Here is a 20,830-nt window from a genome sequence, read left to right as displayed (position 1 = left end):
TATGATAAAAAAAGATAAAAAAATATATGTAATTTCTTTAGTTACAGTTGTTGTTATAGTGGCAGTCTCTGCTTACTTCGTTCTTTTTAATAATAAAGGAGACAAAGAAAATCCAGAGAACACAGCAAATACCGTAAGCTCAGGAAGTTCGGTAAATGCGGATAACAAAAACAATGACGAAAAGGAAGAAACGAAAACAATTAATTTGAAAAAAGTGACATCATCAAACCTGTCTTATGAAGAGGTTATTCTTCTAAACGGCTTTGAAGAAGAGGATAAAAAAGAGATTGAGAGGCTTAAGATACCGGAGAGTAAGATGCCTTCGGGTTTTTATATGGAAGAGCTCGGAGTAAAAGGAAATTTAGAGGTTGCGAGTGATGCAAAGGTCCATATTTGTGATGTCAGTCAAGTTTATACCAAGAATGAAGACAGAAAATATGTATTTAACAGCTGGAGTGAATTTGTAGATGCGACTAAAAAGGATAATGACCTTTTAGAGAACAGATATTTTGTGATAAAAATAAAAGGAGGTAAAGTTATAGAATTAAGCGAAAAACTGTATTTTTAGTTGAACAACGAATTATATATAACAAAAGGTAAAAAGCGATTGGGCAGAATCCAATCGCTTTTTCATGTCAGAATAACTACTTACCTGAACTGTAACAAAAAAATAATAAAAATAATTAAAAAATTATTAACTAAACCGGAGCTATTGTATGAAAAGCTCATTTATGGTAAACTATTTTCATTGAACAGGGAGGAATTACAATAATGAAGATTTACAAAAGCAGGCCATTCGCACTTATTTACAATGCAGTGATTTATCTCTTTGGTGTAGCAGCGGTTCTTGTCATCGCCTGGATAGTGTCATCGGGAAATGCTACAATTTCTATCAGTATTGCGGCTTTGGTTTTCTTATTTATGTTGTTCTCATTTCTTTCACAAATGAAAATGAAGATAATAGTAGACGGCAATACGGTTACTTTCATTACAAAGAAATCATCCAACACTTATAACATTGATGAGTGTGGCTTCTCATCAAAAATAGTTAATCATGATGATTTTAATCTTACTGTAAATGACGGAACAAAAACCGAGTATTATGACTGCTCATTTTTAGGCTATACCAAGTATACGGAACTTTTAGAAGACTTAAAGCTTACCGGAGATAATCAAAAAGCTGTTAAACTTGAAACTAAAAAATAAAACTGAAAGAGGAGAAACAAAATGAACGAGTTAGTAACTATGTTAAAAGGGCTTCCTACCTGGAGCTATTTTGTAGCAGGGCTTTTATTATTTTATCTGTTATTATTTACATTTTATTCAAAATATGCAAAAAACAGAAAGAAAACATTGATAGAGCAAAATCCCGATGCTGCACTTATATATTGCGGAACTACTCAGTCAGGTATAAAGACTGTGGAACTTAAGATACACACTATTGACGGTGTCAGACATGCTGACTGGTTTAATGAAGGTTTAAGTCTTGCCTATGCCGTAACCGCAGGTACACATACAGTAGAAGCTTCGGCTACCACCTCAAGACCGGGAATTTTACATAAAACAGTTAATGAAATCTTTGGACCTGTTAAACTCGAAGTCGAAGTTGAACCTCGTAAAAAGTACGGCTTAGGCTTTGATGTTAAAGAAAATAATTTTACTTTCACTGAACTTCCACAGTAGTCTGAAATTCAAAACGGCTGATAATGAAAGGGAAACTCTCCTTTAATTATCAGCCTGTTTTTATATAGGTATCATGAAATAAAATTATTTTACTTCCAACATATACCCTACTTATTATTTTACACTTCTCCCATAGCCGCAAGCTTTTCTGTCTGGTCTGCAACTATAAGATTTTCAATAATCTCGGTAAGATCACCTCCCATAACTCCGTCTATATTATGAGTGGTAAACTTAATTCTATGATCGGTAACTCTTCCCTGCGGGAAATTATAAGTACGGATTTTCTCTGAACGGTCTCCGCTTCCTACCTGGCTCTTTCTGTTAGCAGCTTCTTCAGCATGAGCCTTTTCACATTCAAGTTCATATAATCTCGAACGAAGCACCTTCATAGCCTTATCTTTATTCTTAAGCTGTGATTTTTCATCCTGGCAGGAAATTACTATTCCTGTAGGGATATGGGTAAGACGAACCGCAGAATCAGTAGTATTGACACACTGTCCACCGTTTCCGGAAGCCCTGAACACATCAAATTTGATGTCATTCGGATCTATGTTTACATCCACTTCCTCAGCCTCCGGTAAAATTGCCACCGTAGCCGCAGAGGTCTGAAGCTTTCCGTTTGATTCAGTTACCGGTACACGCTGTACTCTATGTGTTCCGCTTTCATACTTCAGCTTAGAGAAGGCTCCCTTGCCATTTATAAGGAAGGTGACTTCCTTAAATCCGCCCAAACCATTTTCATTGAAACTTAAAATTTCAGGCTTCCAACGGTTATTTTCAGCATATTTACAATACATGCGATAAAGTTCAGATGCAAAGATTGCAGCCTCATCTCCGCCCGTACCTGCACGAATTTCCACAATTACATTCTTGTCATCATTTTTATCTTTTGGAAGCAGAAGCACCTTCAGCTCTTTCTCAAACTCGGGTACAGCCGCCTTTGCCTCTGCAAGCTCCTCCCTTGCAAGCTCTTTAAGCTCAGGATCGCTTTCTTCAGATATCATTCTCAGGCAGTCTTCAATCTGCTCATTATTTGCTTTATATGCCTTGTATTTCTCAACTATCGGCTGTAAATCCGACTGCTCCTTCATCAGGTTTCTGAATTTATTCGGATCGGCTGCTGCCATTCCCGAAGCCAGTTCATCTGTTACTTCCTTATATCTCCCTGCTAAGGTCTCAATACTTTCAAACATTAATTTCCCTTCCTAATTGTTAAATTATAGCATTTACCGGATTATTCGAAATCATCCGGATTTAATCCTTATTATCTGTAAAAGCTGTTATATTCTGCTTACTCCTGATTTTTTTGCCGCTTCTGCGGTAGCCTTTGCAACCGCATCCCTAACCCTCATATCAAAGGCCTTTGGAAGTATGTATTCTTCGTTAAGTTCTTCATCCGATACAAGTCCTGCTATTGCTTTTGCGGCCGCTATCTTCATTTTATCATTTATCTCACTTGCTCTTACATCAAGTGCTCCTCTGAATATTCCCGGGAAGCAGAGTACATTGTTTACCTGATTCGGAAAATCAGAACGGCCTGTTGATACAACTCTTGCTCCTGCTTCCTTCGCCTCATCAGGGAAAATTTCAGGAGTAGGGTTGGCACAGGCAAATATAATGGCATCTTTTGCCATACTTCTTACCATTTCTTTTGTAAGTGTACCCGGCGCGGAAACTCCTATGAAAATATCCGCTCCCTTAATTACATCGGCAAGACTACCCTTTTCCATATTAAAGTTGGTAATGGCAGCCATTTCTTCCTTAATAGGATTGAGTCCTTCTCTTCCCTTATAAATAGCTCCTTTTCTGTCTGTCATTATTACATTTTTAAGCCCCATCGCCATAAGCAGCTTAATAATTGCTATACCTGCCGCACCTGCACCCGATGTTACTATTTTTACATCTTCTATATTTTTATCGACAACTTTAAGCGCATTGATAACCCCTGCAAGGGTTACTACCGCTGTTCCATGCTGGTCATCATGGAAAATAGGAATATCTGTACACTTCTTAAGCTTTTCTTCGATTTCAAAACAACGCGGTGCGGAAATATCCTCCAGGTTCACTCCGCCAAAAGAACCGGCAAGCAACTCTATTGTCCTTACTATCTCATCCGTATCTTTACTTCTCACACAAAGAGGAATGGCATCTACATCACCAAAGGCTTTAAATAATGCACATTTCCCTTCCATAACCGGCATACCGGCTTCCGGACCTATGTCTCCAAGTCCCAGAACTGCTGTGCCGTCTGTAACTACTGCAACTGTATTCCATCTTCTTGTTAAATCAAAGGACTTATTCACATCTTTTTGTATTTCAAGGCAAGGTGTGGCAACTCCCGGTGTATAAGCAAGACTGAGAGCTTCCGAACTGTCTACTTCAGCCCTTACTTTTATTTCTATTTTACCCCTCCACTCTGCATGTTTTTCCAGCGAAACCTTTCCGTAATCCATGATATTTTTCTCCTTTTTCACTAACTACTTATACCCATTCTCTATCTTTCTAAACCAGTTCTTCTGGTTTAAATACTTCATCAAAGCTGTCTTCATCCATAAATCCAAGTTCCAGACAGGCTTTTTTAAGGCTTATACCCTCATTGTAAGCTTTTTTGGCAACAGCTGCCGCATTATCATAGCCTATATATGGAGAGATACAGGTAACTAACATAAGTGAATTATGCAGATTATCGTGCATCTTTTCGCGGTTAGGACGTATGCCTACCGCACAATTATTGTTAAACGAGTTAATCGCATCGCCAAGAAGCCTCACCGACTGTAAAAAGTTATAGATGAGTACCGGCATAAATACATTCAATTCAAAGTTTCCTTGAGAAGCGGCCATTCCCACCGCCACATCATTTCCCATAACCTGAACCGCCACCATGGTAACCGCTTCACACTGAGTAGGATTTACCTTACCCGGCATAATAGAGCTGCCCGGTTCATTCTCCGGTATATAAATTTCAGAAAGTCCGAGTCTGGGGCCTGAAGCCAGCCACCTTACATCATTGGCTATCTTCATCATATTGGCCGCAAGTCCTTTTATGGCTCCATGACAGGCAACAAGTGCATCTTTTGAAGTAAGGGCATGAAATTTATTTTCCGATGTAACAAAGGGCTCATCTGTGATATCGGCTATCTTTTTGGCTACCAGTTTATCAAAGTTTTTAGGTGCGTTAATCCCGGTACCTACGGCAGTCCCGCCTAATGCCAGTTTATATATGCTTTTCATAGAAGCCTTAATCTGTTCAAGGCTGTTTATCAGCATAAATCTCCATCCGCTTATTTCCTGTGAAAACTTGATAGGTGTAGCGTCCTGGAGATGTGTTCTTCCGCTTTTTACTATGTCATCATTTTCTTTTTCAAGATATTCAAAAGTAGTTATCAGTTTTTCAATATTAGGCAACAGAATCTTTTTAATCTCTGTTACTGCCGATATATGCATTGCTGTGGGAAAAGTATCATTGGAGCTCTGCGACATATTTACATCATCATTCGGATGTAATAGCCTTTTTCCGGCTAACATATTTCCTCTTGCCGCAATAACCTCATTTATGTTCATATTGCTCTGTGTACCGGAGCCGGTCTGCCATACTTTCAAAGGAAATTCTTTATCATGTTTTCCCTTATATATTTCATCACAGGCCTTCTTAATAAGTTCATATTTTTCTGCAGGTAATTTACCCAGTTCAAAATTAACTTCAGCAGCAGCCTTCTTAAGTACTGCAAAAGATTTGATTACAGGTAACGGCATAGTTTCGGTTCCTATATTAAAATTTATATGGGAACGTTCTGTCTGTGCACCCCAAAGAGCTTTTTCAGGAACATTTACCTCCCCCATAGAATCTCTTTCAACCCTATATTTCATGGCGTCCTCCTATTATCTTGCCTCAAACTTTGCCGTAACTATCCTGTCTAAGCCTGAATAATCTTTAATTATCTTAATTTCTTCAAAGCCATTTTCAAGTAAAATATCTGTTACGGCTTCACTTTGATTATACCCTATTTCATAGAAAATTCTAGCATTTTTATTTAAATACTTTATGGCTTTTTTCGTAATATTTTTATAAAATTTTAAGCCATCCTCATCACCGTCTAAAGCAAGCCTGGGGATATAATCCCTGACTTCCGGTTCAAGTTCTTCTATTACACGGGTTTCTATATATGGAGGGTTGGAGACTATAATATCAAAGCTTCCCGTTATATTTTCAAATAAATCTCCCTTTATAAATTTAACAGTAGAAGCATTTAAGAATTCTGCATTTTCTTTTGCCACCTCTAAAGCCTTATCTGAAATATCGGAAGCCGTCACTTCACTCGGCTCTCCCAAAAGGCTGACAGATATGGCTATACAGCCTGAGCCCGTACACATATCAAGTACAGTTTTCCCCTTACAGTGCTTTATAACCTCTTCTGCAAGAAGTTCCGTTTCCTGTTCCGGTATCAGAACATTTTCATTTACCTTGAAGGTAAGTCCCATAAAATCTCTTGTCCCGATTACATAAGAAAGAGGGATTCTTTCGCTCCTTCTTTCTATAAGCCTCAAGAATTCCTCTGTCTTGTCATTATCAATTTTATCATCCGAATGCAGAAAGTATTCCGCCCTGTTAAGCCCTGACACCTTTTCCAATATATACCGGGCATCAAGTTCGGCTTCTTTTACTCCGGACTGTCTTAACTTTTCTTTCCCAAAGTCTAAAAGCCCTTTATAGCTGAATTTTTCCTTGTCCATTTATTTTCTCTTGCCTCTTTTAAGCTTACCTTCTTCTTCTTTTTTACTGTTGAAGAAATGATTAAGGGCATTAAGTATTTCATCATCATCATCTTCAACCATCTGTTTAGGCTGTGCTTTTTTAGGCGGTATCCGAGTAATTTCTTTATTCTCGTCTACAACCGGAACAGGATTTTGTTCTTTACTCTTTTCAATTTTTATATCCTTACCTGTTCTAGCGAGTCTTTCCTTACTAACCCTTTTAATACCGGACTTTAATTTCTCTACCTTCTTATCAGCTATATTCTCTGTTTCATCCTGCTCTTCTTTTTCAGCTTTTATAATCAGCTTATCATTTCCGCAAACTGCCAAAGCTGACTCCACCGCAACTTCTATCATTTCGTCAGCAGGCTCATCAGTTGTTAAACCATGAACCAATATGCCCGGTAAGTTAAATATTACAGCTAAAGAATTCTCCCCCCCGGATGCAAGTTTCATTACTTCATAAGTAAGTCCCGCAACAACCGGGAATAAAAGCAGCCTAAATAAAACACGAAGCAAAATATTATCTACTCTGATAAACATAAAAAGTACTATACTGATGATAATTACATTGATTACAAAAACCGTTCCGCAGTTATAATTTTTTCTGCCCATCTTTCTTACATTAGAGACTGTAACGGGAAGTCCTTTATCCACACAATTCATTACCTTGTGTTCTGCACCTATATACATATACAGCCTTTTTACATCCGGCAGTAAAGAAATACCTATTGCAAATAAAATGAGGAATACAAGTCTTACAGCACCCTCAATAATCGTAAGCATAAGGTCGGAAGTTACAAGTTTGCCTATACCTATTGAAAGTACATAAGGTAAGGCTATGAAAATTCCTATCGCAAGCGAAATAACCGCAATTACAATCAGTAGCTGTAAATTTCTGCCATCATCACCGGTTTTATTCGATTCTTCATCCTTGTTATAATATTCCCCCGCTGCAGAAAAATGCTTAAGTCCCAGATAAACTTCCTCAAAAAATCTTACAATCCCTCTGATAAAAGGAAGTTTGAAAAAATTATTTTTTTCTGAGATACTTTCATAATTTCCGATTACAACATCTATATCATTATCAGGTTTGCGGACTGCTACGGCATATTTTCCCCCGTTTCTCATCATTACGCCCTCTAAAACAGCCTGTCCGCCCATCCCGGAACCTTTCATACTTCCTCCTAAAAAAATAAGACCATCGCATCAGTGATTCCGTCTTTCCATAACAGCCTGTTATGTTGACGCCTTCGTCTTATTGCGACAGTCTCGATCTTGTACTTTGTATCAGTCCTGCTTAATTCCGTATCTACGATTGAACTTATCAATGGCACCACGAGCAGATGCAGCTCTCTGCTGTCCTGTATAGAACGGATGGCACTTTGAGCATACTTCAACATGGATAGACTCTTTCGTTGAACCTGTAGTAAACTCATTACCGCAGTTACATACAACTTTGCACTCATGGTATTCCGGATGGATTCCTTCTCTCATAATTATTCACCTTCCTCACTTAGTCGATTGGATTTTGCCAATCTGTTAATATAAACAACTATATAATTATATCATATCTGTTTATTATTTGCAAGATATTAATTATAGCCATGAATTAATTTTCAGTCTCCTCACTTTCTTCTGTCTTCATGGCACTGTCAATCAACCAAAAGAGTTCGAGAACACTTCTGAAGCATTCTTCCGCATCTCCTTCAATCCATTTTATTCTACCTTGCCAACTTGCATTATTTCTATATTGAATTCTAATGGCAAAGGTGGCTAATTTACCTTTTGCTGCCTCTGAACCATCAGCGAGTAACATAGGCCTTTCTGTCCCATTTGAATTTTTGGTAAAGGTTCTTTTTTCCATACTGCTCATAGGGCATCCTATTTCGTCCATAAGAGTATCCAGCTCTTTTATAAGCTGCTGAAAACTTTTTATCTGAACGCATTGCTTATAAAACGGATTATACAGCTTACCACAGAAATCTATGCTACTATACGAATCAACTGCTATTATACTAGTCCTAAATGCTTCCGAAATATATATCTTTCTGGCACTGGTAACACCCATAAATACCTCCCATGTTCTTGGAAATTATTATAAGTTATTTTGGTTACAAATCGGTTACATTTTGTCAGAAATCAATATTAGAAAGCGATTATTTCCATCATTTGTGAAGCTTAGTCTTACACTCTGACCTCTATGACCGGACTGCCCTTACCCTCTATGTAATCTCTGGTTATAATAACCTTTCCGATATTATTATCCTTAGGAATTTCATACATAATATCAAGCATAAACTCCTCGATTATTGCTCTCAGTGCTCTCGCCCCCGTCTTCCTCTCAAGTGCCCTCTCAGCAATAATTTCCTTAGCGTCTTCAGAAAATTCAAGCTTGACTTCATCAAACTCCAAAAGTTTCTCATACTGCTTCAATATTGCATTCTTAGGCTCTGAAAGCACTTTTATAAGCATATCCTTATCAAGTTCATCAACTGCACATACTATAGGTAATCTTCCTAAAAATTCAGGTATCATTCCATACTGTCTCAAATCCTCAGTAGTTACCTTGCTGAGAATGTTTTTCTCATCATCATACTTATCTTTAAGGTCAGATTTAAATCCTATGGCAGCCTGCTTATTCAGCCTTCTCTTTACTATATCACTAAGATCGGGGAAGGCTCCGCCGCAAATAAAAAGTATATTTCTTGTATTAATGGTAGTCATCGGAACCATTGCATTCTTACTGGTCGCACCAACAGGTATCTCTACCTCCGAGCCTTCAAGAAGCTTAAGAAGCCCCTGTTGAACAGCCTCCCCGCTCACATCCCTGCTATGAGTATTTTTTTTCTTTGCAATCTTGTCTATCTCATCTATAAAAACTATGCCATGCTCTGCGGCCTCTACATCATTATCTGCGTCAGCTAACAGCTTGCTGAGTACGCTTTCTACGTCATCACCTATATACCCCGCCTCTGTAAGCGTGGTTGCGTCAGTAATTGCTATAGGCACCTGTAAAAGTCTTGCAAGGTTTTTCACCAGATATGTCTTTCCGCTTCCGGTTGGTCCGATCATGAGCATATTTGACTTTTCTATCTCTATATCTTCTTCCTTTTTGGTTTTTTCTGCCGAAATTCTCTTATAATGATTATAAACCGCAACAGATATCTGTTTTTTTGCAAGCTCCTGTCCTATAACATATTCATCAAGCTTTTCCTTAATAATATGTGGTGCGGGAATATTATTCAAATCAAGTTCTGCCTTAGGCTTTTTCTTTTTGGTTTTCTTTTTTATATTGCTCTGTCCCTGAAACATTTCAGGAAGAAAGCCGAAACTGAACATAGGAGGATTCTGTCTTCCGCTTTCTTTCTTATCATCTACTTTTTCTTCTTCATTTTCCTGCTCATCAGAAGTCTTTAATGCAGCAGCTTCTTCTGTCTGTCCGTCTTCATTTTTCTTAATCACGGCATTATCCGTACCGTAAACACCGTTAAACATATCGGGAGTAAAGCCGCTCATATTAAGATAGTCCGACATGGGAGAGGTATTAAAGGCATTAAGCGTTTTTTGCATACAATCGTTACAAATAGTTATATTAGGCGGTAAATGAAGCATTTTACCTGCCTTACTTTCAGTTCTTCTGCATATATAACAAATTTCTTCTGTCATCTTACATCCTTTTCCTTTATTACATTTCATTATAATTAGTAGATTTATGTGTATTTTAAATACTTACAGTATAACTCTTTGAATATCAGATTTCAATAGCTTGATTTTTACTGAACGCAGATTACTCCTGAAATATAATATTTAAAAACAGACAAGGGATGCTTTTATTGCATCCCTTCATCTGTATCATCCCGCTTATCTTCATCATTATCGGGAATATAAGCTACAATATCTCCAATTTCACACTCAAGCAGCTTACACAATTTATTGATTGTTGCCGTGGTTATATGTCCGCCTTTTCTTATATGGTTAAGCTGTGAGTTACTAACCCCATGCTGCATTATAAGTTTATACTGCGAAATCCCTCTCTCCTTTAAAACCTTCCAAAATCCATCGTAGCTAATTATAATTATCACCTCTTTTACTTAATCTCAGGTTTCCAAGTTACTCTTATTTACATCACTCAGAAATACTCATTTTAATAGGTATTTTAGATTAAGTTAATTTTAAAGAATTAGATCCGAGTAGGTCTTTCTAGTTTTAGCTTATCATTAATTCTTATAAAGTCAATATTAATCTTACTTATTAATTACAATTTATTTATTTTACATCCTGTAAAGTAAATAATTCGTAACTATGGCAACAAGCAAATACCAACTTGGCCTTATTTTCTCAGTTAAAACAGCTCTTTATCAGCTCTATTACAATGTCCTGTTCTTCCTTAATCATCTTTATATCACTTGGCAGGCAAAGTCCCCTGTCAAAAATATCTGAGCCGGCATCCACAAAATTGTCTCCAATTTCCCTTATACTTCCTTTTTCGGTAATAAAATCCTTATTCTTAAAATAAGGCTGTAAATGCATCGGCTTCCATATTGGGCGGCTTTCTACGTTATACTTTGCAAGCACCTCCCTTATCTCATCAGGAGAGGTTTTTCCCTTCTCACTGACGTAAGTTTTATCACCAAAATCTATATTTTTATACTTTTCTCTTTTACTGATTTCTACCGGGCTTAAAGCCTCATCATAAAAGCCCTCTTCTCTGACAGCAAAGGCATTGGTGCCTCCCACCTTATTTCCTGAATAATCCGGCTTGAACCTGCTTCTGTCCTGCGGTGCCATAGCTTCTTTATCTATGAGAATGCAGGATAACCAATAATTAGGATCAGCTCCCTCAGGTATAGGATTCATTTTTACCGGAAGCTCCTTAAGTCCTTCTTTATAACGCTCATAAATTTCCTTTTTCTTCTCTTTATGCTCATCCAGATGAAGCAACTGCCCCCTACCTATACCTGCAAGAATATTGGACAGCCTGTAATTATAGCCAAGTTCTTCATGCTGATACCACGGGTAAGGCTCTCTCGCCTGAGTAGACCAGAATTTTGCCTTATTGATGGCTTCTTCATCTTTCGAAATAAGCATTCCTCCGCCTGATGTAGTTATTATCTTATTACCGTTAAAGCTGATTACATTATAATGTCCAAAAGTACCGGTCTTTCTGCCTTTATATGATGCTCCTAATGACTCAGCTGCGTCTTCTATAAGTATGGCTCCATATTCATCACAGATAGCCCTTATCTCATCAAGTTTTGCCGGAACTCCGTAAAGGTTTGCCACTACCACACATTTTGTATCCGGATACTTAATAAATGCTTTGCGAAGAGCTACAGGACTCATATTCCAGCTTTCATACTCGCTGTCAATAAATACCTGTTCCCCATTTTCATACGAAACCGGATTTACTGTTGCACCAAAGGTAAGGTCGGAACAAAATACCCTGTCACCGGTTTTAACTCCTGCGAGTTTATAAGCCAAATGAAGAGCTACGGTTCCCGATGCAAGTCCTACAGAGTGCAGGCCGCCGCCAAGATATTTACAGACTCCGCTTTCAAGTTCATCCAGGTTTTTACCTATAGTTGAAACCCAATTAGTGTCAAAGGCCTCTTTCACAAAAGTCTGTTCTTCACCATGCATTGTAGGAGAAGATAGCCAGATTCGGTTTTCAAACTTTTCAAATCCCATCTTGTGTCCCCCGGTTTTCGGATATTATTTATAAATATACACTTAAAAGCCATAATATTCAAGTATTACACGCAAATTTTGTCTGGATTTATTTTAAAAAATCACAATAATTTAACCTTCATACATCTATATATAGCTGAACTTTTTGAAAATTTTCACAAATTCTAAAAAGAGATGGCATTTTTTATCTTAATTTTTATTGTTTGGGGTGGCAATAATCAGCTGTAAATGTTACAATAATCCCAAAATTATAAAAAATTATATTTTAAGGAGAATATATGATACTTCAAACTACTCCTTCCTCTGACGGTTTCCATATGCCTGCTGAATATGAACCCCACTTAGGAACTGTTATGGTTTGGCCTACGAGGACGGGAAGCTTCCCTTATGATGCAAAAGAGGCTAAATCTGCTTTTGCGGAGATAATTAACAATATAATTAAATACGAAAAACTTTATCTTATCTGTGATGAAGCCCACAAGGACGAACCGTCTAAATATTTTGATAAAAATGACTTTGCTCCGAAAGGTAATATAGAGCTCATTACCTTAGAAACAGATGATGCCTGGGCAAGAGATACCACCCCTACCTTTGTGGTAAATGACAACGAAGTAAGAGGTATAGACTGGGTGTTCAATGCCTGGGGTGGCGATGTGGATGGTCTGTTTTCTGATTATGATAAAGATGATGCTTTGGCTTCCGCATTTTGTAATAAATATAATTATAATTATTATGATTTGCATAGCACAGGCTTCGTTTTAGAAGGCGGCTCTATCCATTCAGACGGAGAGGGAACCATACTTGTTACAGAGTCCTGTCTTTTAAGCAAGGGCAGGAATCCAAAGCTGTCAAAAACCGAAATAGAAGAAACTCTGCTCACCTACCTTGGTGCTAAAAAGGTAATCTGGCTGCCTTTCGGAATCTATAATGATGAAACCAATGAACATGTGGATAATGTTTGTGCTTTTGTAAAGCCCGGTGAAGTTGTACTTGCCTGGACAGATGACGAAGCAGATCCACAATATGAAATGAGTCTTGCAGATTTGAAACTTCTTGAAAATGAAACCGATGCCAAGGGACGTAAATTCATCATACATAAGCTGCCAATACCTAAAAGACCTATATTAGTTACAAAAGAAGACCTTGACGGCTATGAATTTGAGGAAGGGGAAGCAGAAAGAAGTATAGGCGAAAGACTTGCCGCAAGCTACGTAAACTTTTACATTACAAACGGCAGCGTTCTTGTACCTGCATTCGGTGATGAAAATGACGAGGTTGCAGTAAAAATACTTAAGAAGCTGTTTCCCGAAAGAGAAGTTGTGCCTGTTAAATCAAGAAGCATACTTGTAGGCGGTGGCAATATCCACTGTATCACCGGTCAGGTTCCTCTCGCAAAGAACAGAAAGGATAAATAATGAGAAATTTAACAGTTGCCGCAGTTCAGATGAGCTGCTCTACAAAACCGAAAGAAAGTATAGAGAAAGCGGAAGCCCTTGTGCTTCAGGCTGTAAATAAAGGCGCAAAGCTGATTTTACTTCCTGAGCTCTTTGAGAGACAGTATTTTTGTCAGGAACGCAGATATGACTACTATGCTTTTGCAAAACCTGTAATGGAAAATGATGCTGTAAAGCATTTTCTTGAACTAAGCAAAAAAACTGAAACAGTACTCCCAATAAGCTTTTATGAAAAAGATGGAAATGTACTTTATAATACTGTAGCAGTCCTTGACAGTGGAAAATTTCTCGGAATCTATAGAAAAACTCATATCCCGGATGACCATTTTTATCAGGAAAAATTCTACTTTACTCCCGGAAATACAGGATTAAAGGTCTGGGATACAAGTGTAGGTAAGGTAGGTGTAGGTATCTGTTGGGATCAATGGTTCCCTGAAACTGCCAGAAGTCTTGCCATAAACGGAGCCGAGGTACTGCTATACCCTACAGCTATAGGCTCGGAGCCTGTACTTAACACAGATAGTATGGGGCATTGGCGCAGAACCATGCAGGGACATTCCGCAGCAAATATCATACCTGTAGTTGCCGCAAACAGGATAGGTACAGAGGAGGTTATTCCTTGTGAAGAAAATAATAATCAATCTTCCTCACTTACCTTCTACGGCTCATCCTTTATCACTGATATGACAGGTGATTTATCAGAAACCGCGGGAAGAACCGAAGAAACAGTACTTACACACAGTTTTGATTTAGATGAAATAAATGCTGCAAGACTTGAATGGGGACTTATGAGGGACAGACGCCCTGAGTGCTATGGAGATATCGTTAAATAGGATGCAAGTGCCAAATGCTTTTGACACCATAATCCTACTAAAAAACCACAGAAAATCTTTTATTATGGATTCTCTGTGGTGTTTTTTATTTTAATCTTATTACCATCTCTATAGGATTATGATCTGAATTCTCAAAGTCAAGTCCTATTGTCTTCTGTGATATTACTTCTACATTTTTAGATGTTATAAAACCGTCTATAACATAGTATTGAAACTTATTATCTGCCTTATCATAGGCTCTGTCTAAAGAACGGCAGGTCGGAACAGAAGCATCCATATAAAGATTAAAATTCTCTTCAAAATCTTTCGCTTCAATTCTTCCCGGCTTCCACAATCCTTTATTGCCTACCTCGAATTCAGACAGGTCTGCACTTGAAAAACTTTGGTTAAAATCTCCGCCCGCAACTACATAATTTCCTTCTTTATACTCTTTTTCCATAATATCAAGTAAGGCCTTAGTCTGTGCTACCTTTCCTTCGCCTGAGTCATAGGCTTCTAAATGAAGGTTGATAACAACCAATTTTTTATCACTGCCACTTATAGGAAGTTTCTCAACAAGAAGACATCTTTTTAAATTGCAGGTTCTTTCCGGCCATTTAAATGGAACCGGCAGGCTTACTCTTTCCGCACTTTCTGCCTTTAATTTACTGAGAGACATTATCCCCGCTTCCACATTCCTTATAGGCGGAATCGGATATGGTATAAATAAGGCCTTAAGGTTAATTGCAAAAGAAGAAATCATATCTGAAAATTTATCGCCAATCAGCTTTTCCTCATCCATGTCATAGCTGCGGTAAGACTTTCTGTCAACCTCCTGTAACAAAATTACATCGGCATCAAGCTGTCTTAATTTATCAGTTATTTTATCAATATTTTCATCCACCTCGGACTTTGTCTGACTTACAACTTTTTTCCCGCCATCCATAAAAAAGTCTGCACTCTTTCCCAGTCCGCAATATCCTACATTCCAACTGATAAACTTAATATCTTTAGAAAAGTCTGCTTCATCACTAACCTGCCCGTTGATAGGTAATTTTTCTATATTTCCGGGTTTATATTCGGTTATTGTAAGAAATGCAAGCAGACCTGCAATCCCTATAATTAAAACCATAATTATTATGAGGAATAACTTAATACAGATTTTAGCGGCTTTACTCATTTCCTATTTTTTTCTACTCTCCTTACCTGTATCATCCTTAAAGTCCAATAATCCATTGTCTATCATATTTTCAACTATAGTTTTCTTAACATGTACATCAAAACAAAGAGAAGCTATGAAGGCAAAATTATTGAGATATTTTTTCTTTTTCTCATCATCTTCACCTTCAAAACTGTTCTTTGCCCTGTCAAATGCCTTCAAAACCGATCTTGAGATATCAGCTGTTGCGCTCTTGCAAACCTCAAAAACTTCATCATAAATATCACTTAGGGAAAAATCTTTATCACTGTCTGCAAAAAAATTTTCTGTAAGCGGAGTCAGAATGCTATTAATATCCTTTATTGACAATACATTTTTAAAATAGTATATGAAAATCAGAAGCAGCATATGATCTTTGCCGTACTTCTTCTTTTCAGGTGAAGGAAGCAGCTTGTTTTTGGTATAATTATTAATCATGGTTTTAGTAAGCATCTTATCTCCCTCGTATCTTTTAAGGGATGCAAAATGGTCATCCATGAATTTAATAACCTGATCCATATACAGCTCAATCCCCGGTATATCCTCTATCTTGATATAATCCAAAGATCTGATCCTGTTTGCTACTTCCTCAACAAATTCCTTCTTATCATTTTTATTCATTCGTTATAATTCATCCGCCTCTTCGGACTCTGCAACTACTTCAGCTTCAGGCTCGTTGAAAATCTCATCCCCATAAACATCATCGAAATCATCTTCAAAGTCTACAAGCTTATCCGGAACAAAAAAGTAATATACCGCATATGCAATAGCTGCAATAAGGGCAATCGCGCCCACTATGACGAGAACTACAATATAAGGATTATCCTTTTTGGCATCTTCGTTCTTTGTAGGATGTAGTAATGCGTTAATTTTTGCTGTGTTTAATAATTCCTCAATTTTCTTATCCATAGTTCTTCTCCTTTTCAAATTTGATATAATCAGTATATCATATTTTTTAAAATAATACTATTATCAGTTAATTTTTTTAAGTCCTGCCATACCTAATTTCATTTTCCTGATTCCGAAGGTTTCATTGTCAAATTTAATTGATACCGCATCATTTTCCCTGACCAAATCTATTACTTCCCCTGCACCAAACTTTGCATGCCTCACCCTGTCACCGATATTAACACTGTCAGAAACTCCGATTCCGCCGCCAAATCCCTTACTTATATAAGGGTTTCCCGAAAAAATATTTCTTTTGTCTGACGAAGCACCTCCGGTTTGGTAGCCGGCGGATTTTGAAAAAGCATTTCTATCTCCGGCATATAAGTTCTCGTTTCTTTTTTGTCTGATATTGTCTATACTTCCGCCTACAGAAAGTAAATGTTCCGGAATTTCACCTATGAATCTTGACGGTGCATTCCACTGTACATCTCCTCTTAACATTCTGGATGCGGCATTGGAGAGATAAAGCTTCTCCATTGCCCTTGTAATACCTACATAGCAAAGCCTTCTTTCTTCCTCCAATTCGCTTTCATCCATTGCAAAAAGACACATTCTGCTTGGGAAAAGCCCTTCTTCCATACCGACTATAAAAACTATCTTAAACTCAAGTCCTTTAGCTGAGTGAAGTGTCATAAGTGTTACCTTATCGGCATCTTTATTTTCACTGTCCTTATTGTCAGCATCCGTTGCAAGTGAAACATCAGCTAAAAAATTACCCAGTTTTATATCACCTGCATCCTGATTTCCCAGCTCAAATATAGCAACTTTATTTATAAGCTCTTCGATATTTTCAATTCTGCCCTGTGCCTCATCAGTCCCTTCAAGCTTCAGCTCTTCTATATAGCCTATCTCCTCTATCAGAGCTTCCACCTCAGCCTTCATACAGACGGTATCCTTAAATTCTCTTATCTTAGCTCCAATAAAAGCCACAAACTTCTCAACCTTAGCCACCGCCCTGCTTAGTCCCGGTATGGACTGTACCCTCATACAGGCTTCAAAAAACGAAATTTCCTTTTCTAAGGCATAATCTGCAATTTTATCCTCTGTAGCACTTCCGATTCCCCTTTTAGGAACATTTAATATTCGTCTGACCTGAGTGTCATCTTTAGGGTTGTTAATAGTTTTCAGGTAAGCAAGTATATCTTTTATTTCTTTTCTGCTGTAGAAGTTTGTACCCCCATATAACTTGTACGGAATATTGCTGTAAATAAATTTTTCTTCTATTGCACGGGACTGGGCATTGGTACGGTATAAAACTGCAATATCCGAATACTTTGCTTTTCCTTCATTCACAGTACGCAGGACAGTGTTTGCTACACCGTTTGCCTCCCTCTCACCTGTATCATAGGTCTTATAGGAAATAGATGCCCCGCCTTCCTTGCTTGTCCAAAGCCTTTTATCCTTACGCTCTTTGTTATTGCTTATAACACCATTGGCGGCTTCCAGTATATTACCTGTAGAACGGTAATTTTCTTCAAGTTTTATTACAAGTGCGTTCGGATATATTTTCTCAAAATTAAGAATATTTCTTATATCTGCCCCTCTAAACTTATATATAGACTGGTCATCATCTCCTACCACACAGAGGTTGTTCTCTATTTCTCCGTCTTCGTTTACATAATTTGCAAGAAGTTTCAGAAGCTTAAACTGAACTATATTGGTATCCTGATACTCATCCACAAGAATATAGCGAAATCTCCTCTGATAATATTCCAAAGTATCTTTATCTGTCTGAAAAAGCTCTACAGTCTTAACTAAAATATCATCAAAATCAAGTGCATTATTATTTTTCATTCGCTTTTCATATTCTGAGTACACTCTGGCATAGACGTTATTATCCACACCAAACTTTGAATTTACGGCAAATTCTTCAGCATCTATAAAATCATTTTTAGCATTTGAGATGACATTCAAACAGGTTTTTTCAGGAAATTCCTTATTGTCTATGTTGAGAGCTTTCAATACCTGCTTAACCACAGCCTTGGTATCGTCCGTATCGTAGATATTAAAACTCCTGTCATAACCAATCTTGTCTATAAATCTTCTAAGCATCTTTACACAGGCTGAGTGAAAGGTTGAAACCCATATATTTTCTGCACCTTCTTCTATGAGCTCGTCTACTCTTTCCCTCATTTCTCTTGCTGCCTTGTTGGTGAAGGTAAGTGCCAATATATTCCAGGGACTTACCCCATATTCCTTAATCAGATAAGCTATACGCCTGGTAAGAACCCTGGTTTTACCTGAGCCTGCCCCGGCCAAAATGAGCAGTGGCCCATTTTCATGCACCACTGCTTTTTTTTGTTCAGGATTTAAATTATCTAAAATATTCATTTTCTTTACCCTTAAACTGACTTAATTACCTCTACTCTGGTTATTTTATCTCCATGCATACTGTCTATTCTGAGCGCAAAATCCCTGTACCACACACAGGCACCTATAGCTACGGTTCTTTCTTCTCTGTTCAATGTAGTTTTAACTACCTCTGCAAGAGTTTCTCCGTCCTCAATAGGTATTTTTATCCTTGCCATTCTGTTGGTAATGGCAGTTTTCTGGCTACCTCTGTACACCCGTTTTTCAATTTCATCAAAATGGCAGAGTAAATACTTTCTTGTGGCAAACAAGCCCGCAAGGGCCACGATACCAATCAGATTTTCAAGGGTCGTAGTATGCTCCACAATCATCTGCCTTGCTATGGCAAACAAGAGAACATCTATTACAGTACTTGGAGTATGCTTACAAAGCATCTTTACAAACTCAAGTCCGATAGCAAGCATCATTACCTTTTCCAAGAAGCCTTCGATTTCTATCTCCCCGTCTGCTATATAGTTAGGAATAGCTACAGTAAGGAGCTTAAAGGTCATAATGGCTATGACACAACACATAATAACCGCTATTATAAGTTCAATATAATAAGTCAGCTCGTGCACCATATCCTGCAAGTCTTTCTTCATAACACCCCCATTAGTTACATTTTCCCCTTAAGTCAAGCCGTTCATCACTTGTCTGGAACAGTATGAGAATTCCGCTGTCAAAGCTTATTTTTACAGTGTTCTTCATAAATTCATTACTTACTCCCAGACTGCTGCCCGAACTTAAAATATAGTTTTCAACTTCGTATTTAGCTCCTCTTATATTCAGCCCCTTTACATTGTCAGTAAACGGTATTAAAGAAAAATATTCGCCGAACGCTTTATCACGTTTCAAAGTGATTTCTTTATCATGAATACTTATAACATTATATTCATCTATAATTCTTGCTCTTACTCCGCTTTCTGTTATCCTGTACAAAAGCTCTATATTTGCCATGGTATGGTCAAGCCTGGTTCCGGTGGCACCAAGCAGAACAATTTCCTTTGGATTCAAGGTCAGTGCAAGAGAAATTGCAAGCTCCGTGTCAGTCTCATCCTTTTCGGGATTAAAAGTTCTGACCATTGGCTTTCCATAGACTTCAAATTGAGATTTAAAATATTCTACTACTGTAGTGTCACCACTGTCAAAGTCTCCGACTATATAATCAGGTATGATATCTAGCTCCTTAGCAGCCATCACCCCTCTGTCCGCCACTATAACCACATCCGGCGAATATTCTTTATAAGCCTCTGCCACAAAGTCCGTATCAGTTCTGCCCCCTGTTATTATAAGTACCTTCTTCATGCATCCTCTCAATCATAAGCTTTGTGTTTTCTGCTATGTCCCCGCCGAAAACAGCCGTTCCGGCAACCAATACATTGGCACCTGCCTTTACAAGCTCAGCCACGTTATCCTTATTTACGCCTCCGTCTACCTCTATATCAATATCGGGAGACATTTCTCTTAATTTTCTAATCTTATCCAAAGTAAACGGTATGAACTTCTGTCCGCCAAAGCCGGGATTGACACTCATAATAAGCACCATATCCACTTCCGAAAGCACAAGTTCTATAGCTGAAAGAGGAGTAGCCGGATTAAGAGAAACTCCTGCTTTAAGCCCCAATTCTTTAATCCTTGTTACTGTCCTGTGCAAATGCTTTGTAGCCTCAGCATGAACCGTGATTATATCTGCGCCTGCAGCCTTAAAATCCTCAAGATATCTTTCAGGACTTTCTATCATAAGATGCACGTCAAACACCTGTCCGCTGTACTTCCTAAGACTCTTAATTACGGGCATTCCGAAGGATATGCTTGGTACAAAGGCGCCATCCATTACATCTAAATGAAGATATTTCGCACCATTTTCCTCTGTAATTTTAATCTGCTCGGCCAGCTTTCCAAAATCAGCCGCAAGTATTGATGGCGAAAGTATGTATTCCATT

22 protein-coding genes are annotated in these 20,830 nt (G+C 37.9%); 5 read left to right on the top strand and 17 right to left on the bottom strand.

Translation table 11 applies throughout. The features are described 5' to 3' along the window. Position 1: 1 nt before the first annotated feature. The 3 genes from GCWU000282_RS07395 to GCWU000282_RS07385 all read left to right on the top strand — a co-directional run bounded on the left by GCWU000282_RS07395 (position 2) and on the right by GCWU000282_RS07385 (position 1,683). Positions 2-568, top strand: coding sequence for a hypothetical protein (locus GCWU000282_RS07395; protein WP_023354438.1), 567 nt, complete (start codon positions 2-4; stop codon positions 566-568). 203 nt (positions 569-771) lie between these two features. After that, the gene (locus GCWU000282_RS07390; RefSeq protein WP_023354436.1) at positions 772-1,206 is read left to right on the top strand and encodes a hypothetical protein; all 435 of its coding nucleotides are present in this window, start codon (positions 772-774) and stop codon (positions 1,204-1,206) included. A gap of 21 nt (positions 1,207-1,227) precedes the next feature. Continuing rightward, on the top strand, positions 1,228-1,683 hold the full coding sequence (locus GCWU000282_RS07385) for a hypothetical protein (RefSeq protein WP_023354435.1): 456 nt from the start codon (positions 1,228-1,230) through the stop codon (positions 1,681-1,683). A 119-nt stretch (positions 1,684-1,802) separates the two neighbouring features. Here GCWU000282_RS07385 and prfA read toward each other — a convergent pair whose 3' ends face one another. From prfA to GCWU000282_RS07335, 10 genes are all read right to left on the bottom strand, one after another. Beyond that, entirely contained in the window at positions 1,803-2,876 is a 1,074-nt protein-coding gene (prfA, locus tag GCWU000282_RS07380) for a peptide chain release factor 1 (protein WP_023354434.1), read from the bottom strand. A gap of 87 nt (positions 2,877-2,963) precedes the next feature. After that, positions 2,964-4,136, bottom strand: a complete 1,173-nt coding sequence (locus tag GCWU000282_RS07375) for an NAD(P)-dependent malic enzyme (RefSeq protein WP_035039985.1) — start codon at positions 4,134-4,136, stop codon at positions 2,964-2,966. A 49-nt stretch (positions 4,137-4,185) separates the two neighbouring features. Next, complete coding sequence (gene fumC / locus GCWU000282_RS07370; RefSeq protein WP_023354432.1) at positions 4,186-5,550, bottom strand: class II fumarate hydratase; 1,365 nt, start codon at positions 5,548-5,550, stop codon at positions 4,186-4,188. 12 nt (positions 5,551-5,562) lie between these two features. Next, the gene (gene prmC / locus GCWU000282_RS07365) at positions 5,563-6,414 is read right to left on the bottom strand and encodes a peptide chain release factor N(5)-glutamine methyltransferase (RefSeq protein ID WP_023354431.1); all 852 of its coding nucleotides are present in this window, start codon (positions 6,412-6,414) and stop codon (positions 5,563-5,565) included. Beyond that, positions 6,415-7,614 carry a DUF1385 domain-containing protein gene (locus GCWU000282_RS07360; RefSeq protein WP_023354430.1) on the bottom strand — a complete coding sequence of 400 codons (1,200 nt, stop codon included), beginning with the start codon at positions 7,612-7,614 and terminating at the stop codon, positions 6,415-6,417. A gap of 111 nt (positions 7,615-7,725) precedes the next feature. Continuing rightward, positions 7,726-7,932 carry a 50S ribosomal protein L31 gene (gene rpmE, locus GCWU000282_RS07355; RefSeq protein ID WP_023354429.1) on the bottom strand — a complete coding sequence of 69 codons (207 nt, stop codon included), beginning with the start codon at positions 7,930-7,932 and terminating at the stop codon, positions 7,726-7,728. A 115-nt stretch (positions 7,933-8,047) separates the two neighbouring features. Next, positions 8,048-8,506: a hypothetical protein gene (locus GCWU000282_RS07350; RefSeq protein WP_023354428.1), complete on the bottom strand. Its 459-nt coding sequence runs from the start codon at positions 8,504-8,506 to the stop codon at positions 8,048-8,050. Between the two features lie 116 nt (positions 8,507-8,622). Then, positions 8,623-10,104 (bottom strand): ATP-dependent Clp protease ATP-binding subunit ClpX, encoded by a 1,482-nt coding sequence (gene clpX, locus GCWU000282_RS07345; RefSeq protein ID WP_242828940.1) that lies wholly within the window; start codon positions 10,102-10,104, stop codon positions 8,623-8,625. Between the two features lie 164 nt (positions 10,105-10,268). Continuing rightward, positions 10,269-10,520 (bottom strand): helix-turn-helix domain-containing protein, encoded by a 252-nt coding sequence (locus tag GCWU000282_RS16280; protein ID WP_023354426.1) that lies wholly within the window; start codon positions 10,518-10,520, stop codon positions 10,269-10,271. Positions 10,521-10,776: 256 nt separating this feature from the next. Further along, positions 10,777-12,126 (bottom strand): DegT/DnrJ/EryC1/StrS family aminotransferase, encoded by a 1,350-nt coding sequence (locus tag GCWU000282_RS07335; protein ID WP_023354425.1) that lies wholly within the window; start codon positions 12,124-12,126, stop codon positions 10,777-10,779. Positions 12,127-12,404: 278 nt separating this feature from the next. Here GCWU000282_RS07335 and aguA point away from each other — a divergent pair, with 278 nt between their 5' ends. Next, positions 12,405-13,541, top strand: coding sequence for an agmatine deiminase (gene aguA / locus GCWU000282_RS07330; RefSeq protein WP_023354424.1), 1,137 nt, complete (start codon positions 12,405-12,407; stop codon positions 13,539-13,541). Beyond that, the gene (gene aguB / locus GCWU000282_RS07325; protein ID WP_023354423.1) at positions 13,541-14,413 is read left to right on the top strand and encodes an N-carbamoylputrescine amidase; all 873 of its coding nucleotides are present in this window, start codon (positions 13,541-13,543) and stop codon (positions 14,411-14,413) included. Before aguA ends, aguB begins: the two co-directional genes overlap by 1 nt. An 85-nt stretch (positions 14,414-14,498) precedes the next feature. On the opposite strand, the gene GCWU000282_RS07320 is transcribed toward aguB, so the two are convergent. From GCWU000282_RS07320 to rpe, 7 genes are all read right to left on the bottom strand, one after another. Then, complete coding sequence (locus GCWU000282_RS07320) at positions 14,499-15,572, bottom strand: endonuclease/exonuclease/phosphatase family protein (RefSeq protein ID WP_023354422.1); 1,074 nt, start codon at positions 15,570-15,572, stop codon at positions 14,499-14,501. Between the two features lie 3 nt (positions 15,573-15,575). Beyond that, a complete protein-coding gene (locus tag GCWU000282_RS07315) occupies positions 15,576-16,211 on the bottom strand; it encodes a DUF1836 domain-containing protein (RefSeq protein WP_023354421.1) in 636 nt (211 codons plus the stop codon). A 3-nt stretch (positions 16,212-16,214) separates the two neighbouring features. Then, positions 16,215-16,499: a hypothetical protein gene (locus tag GCWU000282_RS07310; protein WP_023354420.1), complete on the bottom strand. Its 285-nt coding sequence runs from the start codon at positions 16,497-16,499 to the stop codon at positions 16,215-16,217. A 63-nt stretch (positions 16,500-16,562) separates the two neighbouring features. Then, a complete protein-coding gene (locus tag GCWU000282_RS07305; RefSeq protein ID WP_023354419.1) occupies positions 16,563-18,869 on the bottom strand; it encodes an ATP-dependent helicase in 2,307 nt (768 codons plus the stop codon). Between the two features lie 11 nt (positions 18,870-18,880). After that, positions 18,881-19,489, bottom strand: a complete 609-nt coding sequence (locus GCWU000282_RS07300) for a hypothetical protein (RefSeq protein ID WP_023354418.1) — start codon at positions 19,487-19,489, stop codon at positions 18,881-18,883. A 10-nt stretch (positions 19,490-19,499) separates the two neighbouring features. Next, a complete protein-coding gene (locus GCWU000282_RS07295; RefSeq protein WP_023354417.1) occupies positions 19,500-20,192 on the bottom strand; it encodes a thiamine diphosphokinase in 693 nt (230 codons plus the stop codon). Then, a complete protein-coding gene (gene rpe / locus GCWU000282_RS07290; RefSeq protein ID WP_023354416.1) occupies positions 20,155-20,829 on the bottom strand; it encodes a ribulose-phosphate 3-epimerase in 675 nt (224 codons plus the stop codon). Before rpe ends, GCWU000282_RS07295 begins: the two co-directional genes overlap by 38 nt. Position 20,830: the final 1 nt, after the last annotated feature.

This window comes from Catonella morbi ATCC 51271 (genome assembly GCF_000160035.2).
In the GTDB taxonomy this organism is placed as follows: Bacteria; Bacillota; Clostridia; order Lachnospirales; family Lachnospiraceae; genus Catonella; species Catonella morbi.
Note: the sequence above shows the minus strand (reverse complement) of the source record. Positions and strands in the feature narration are given on the sequence as shown.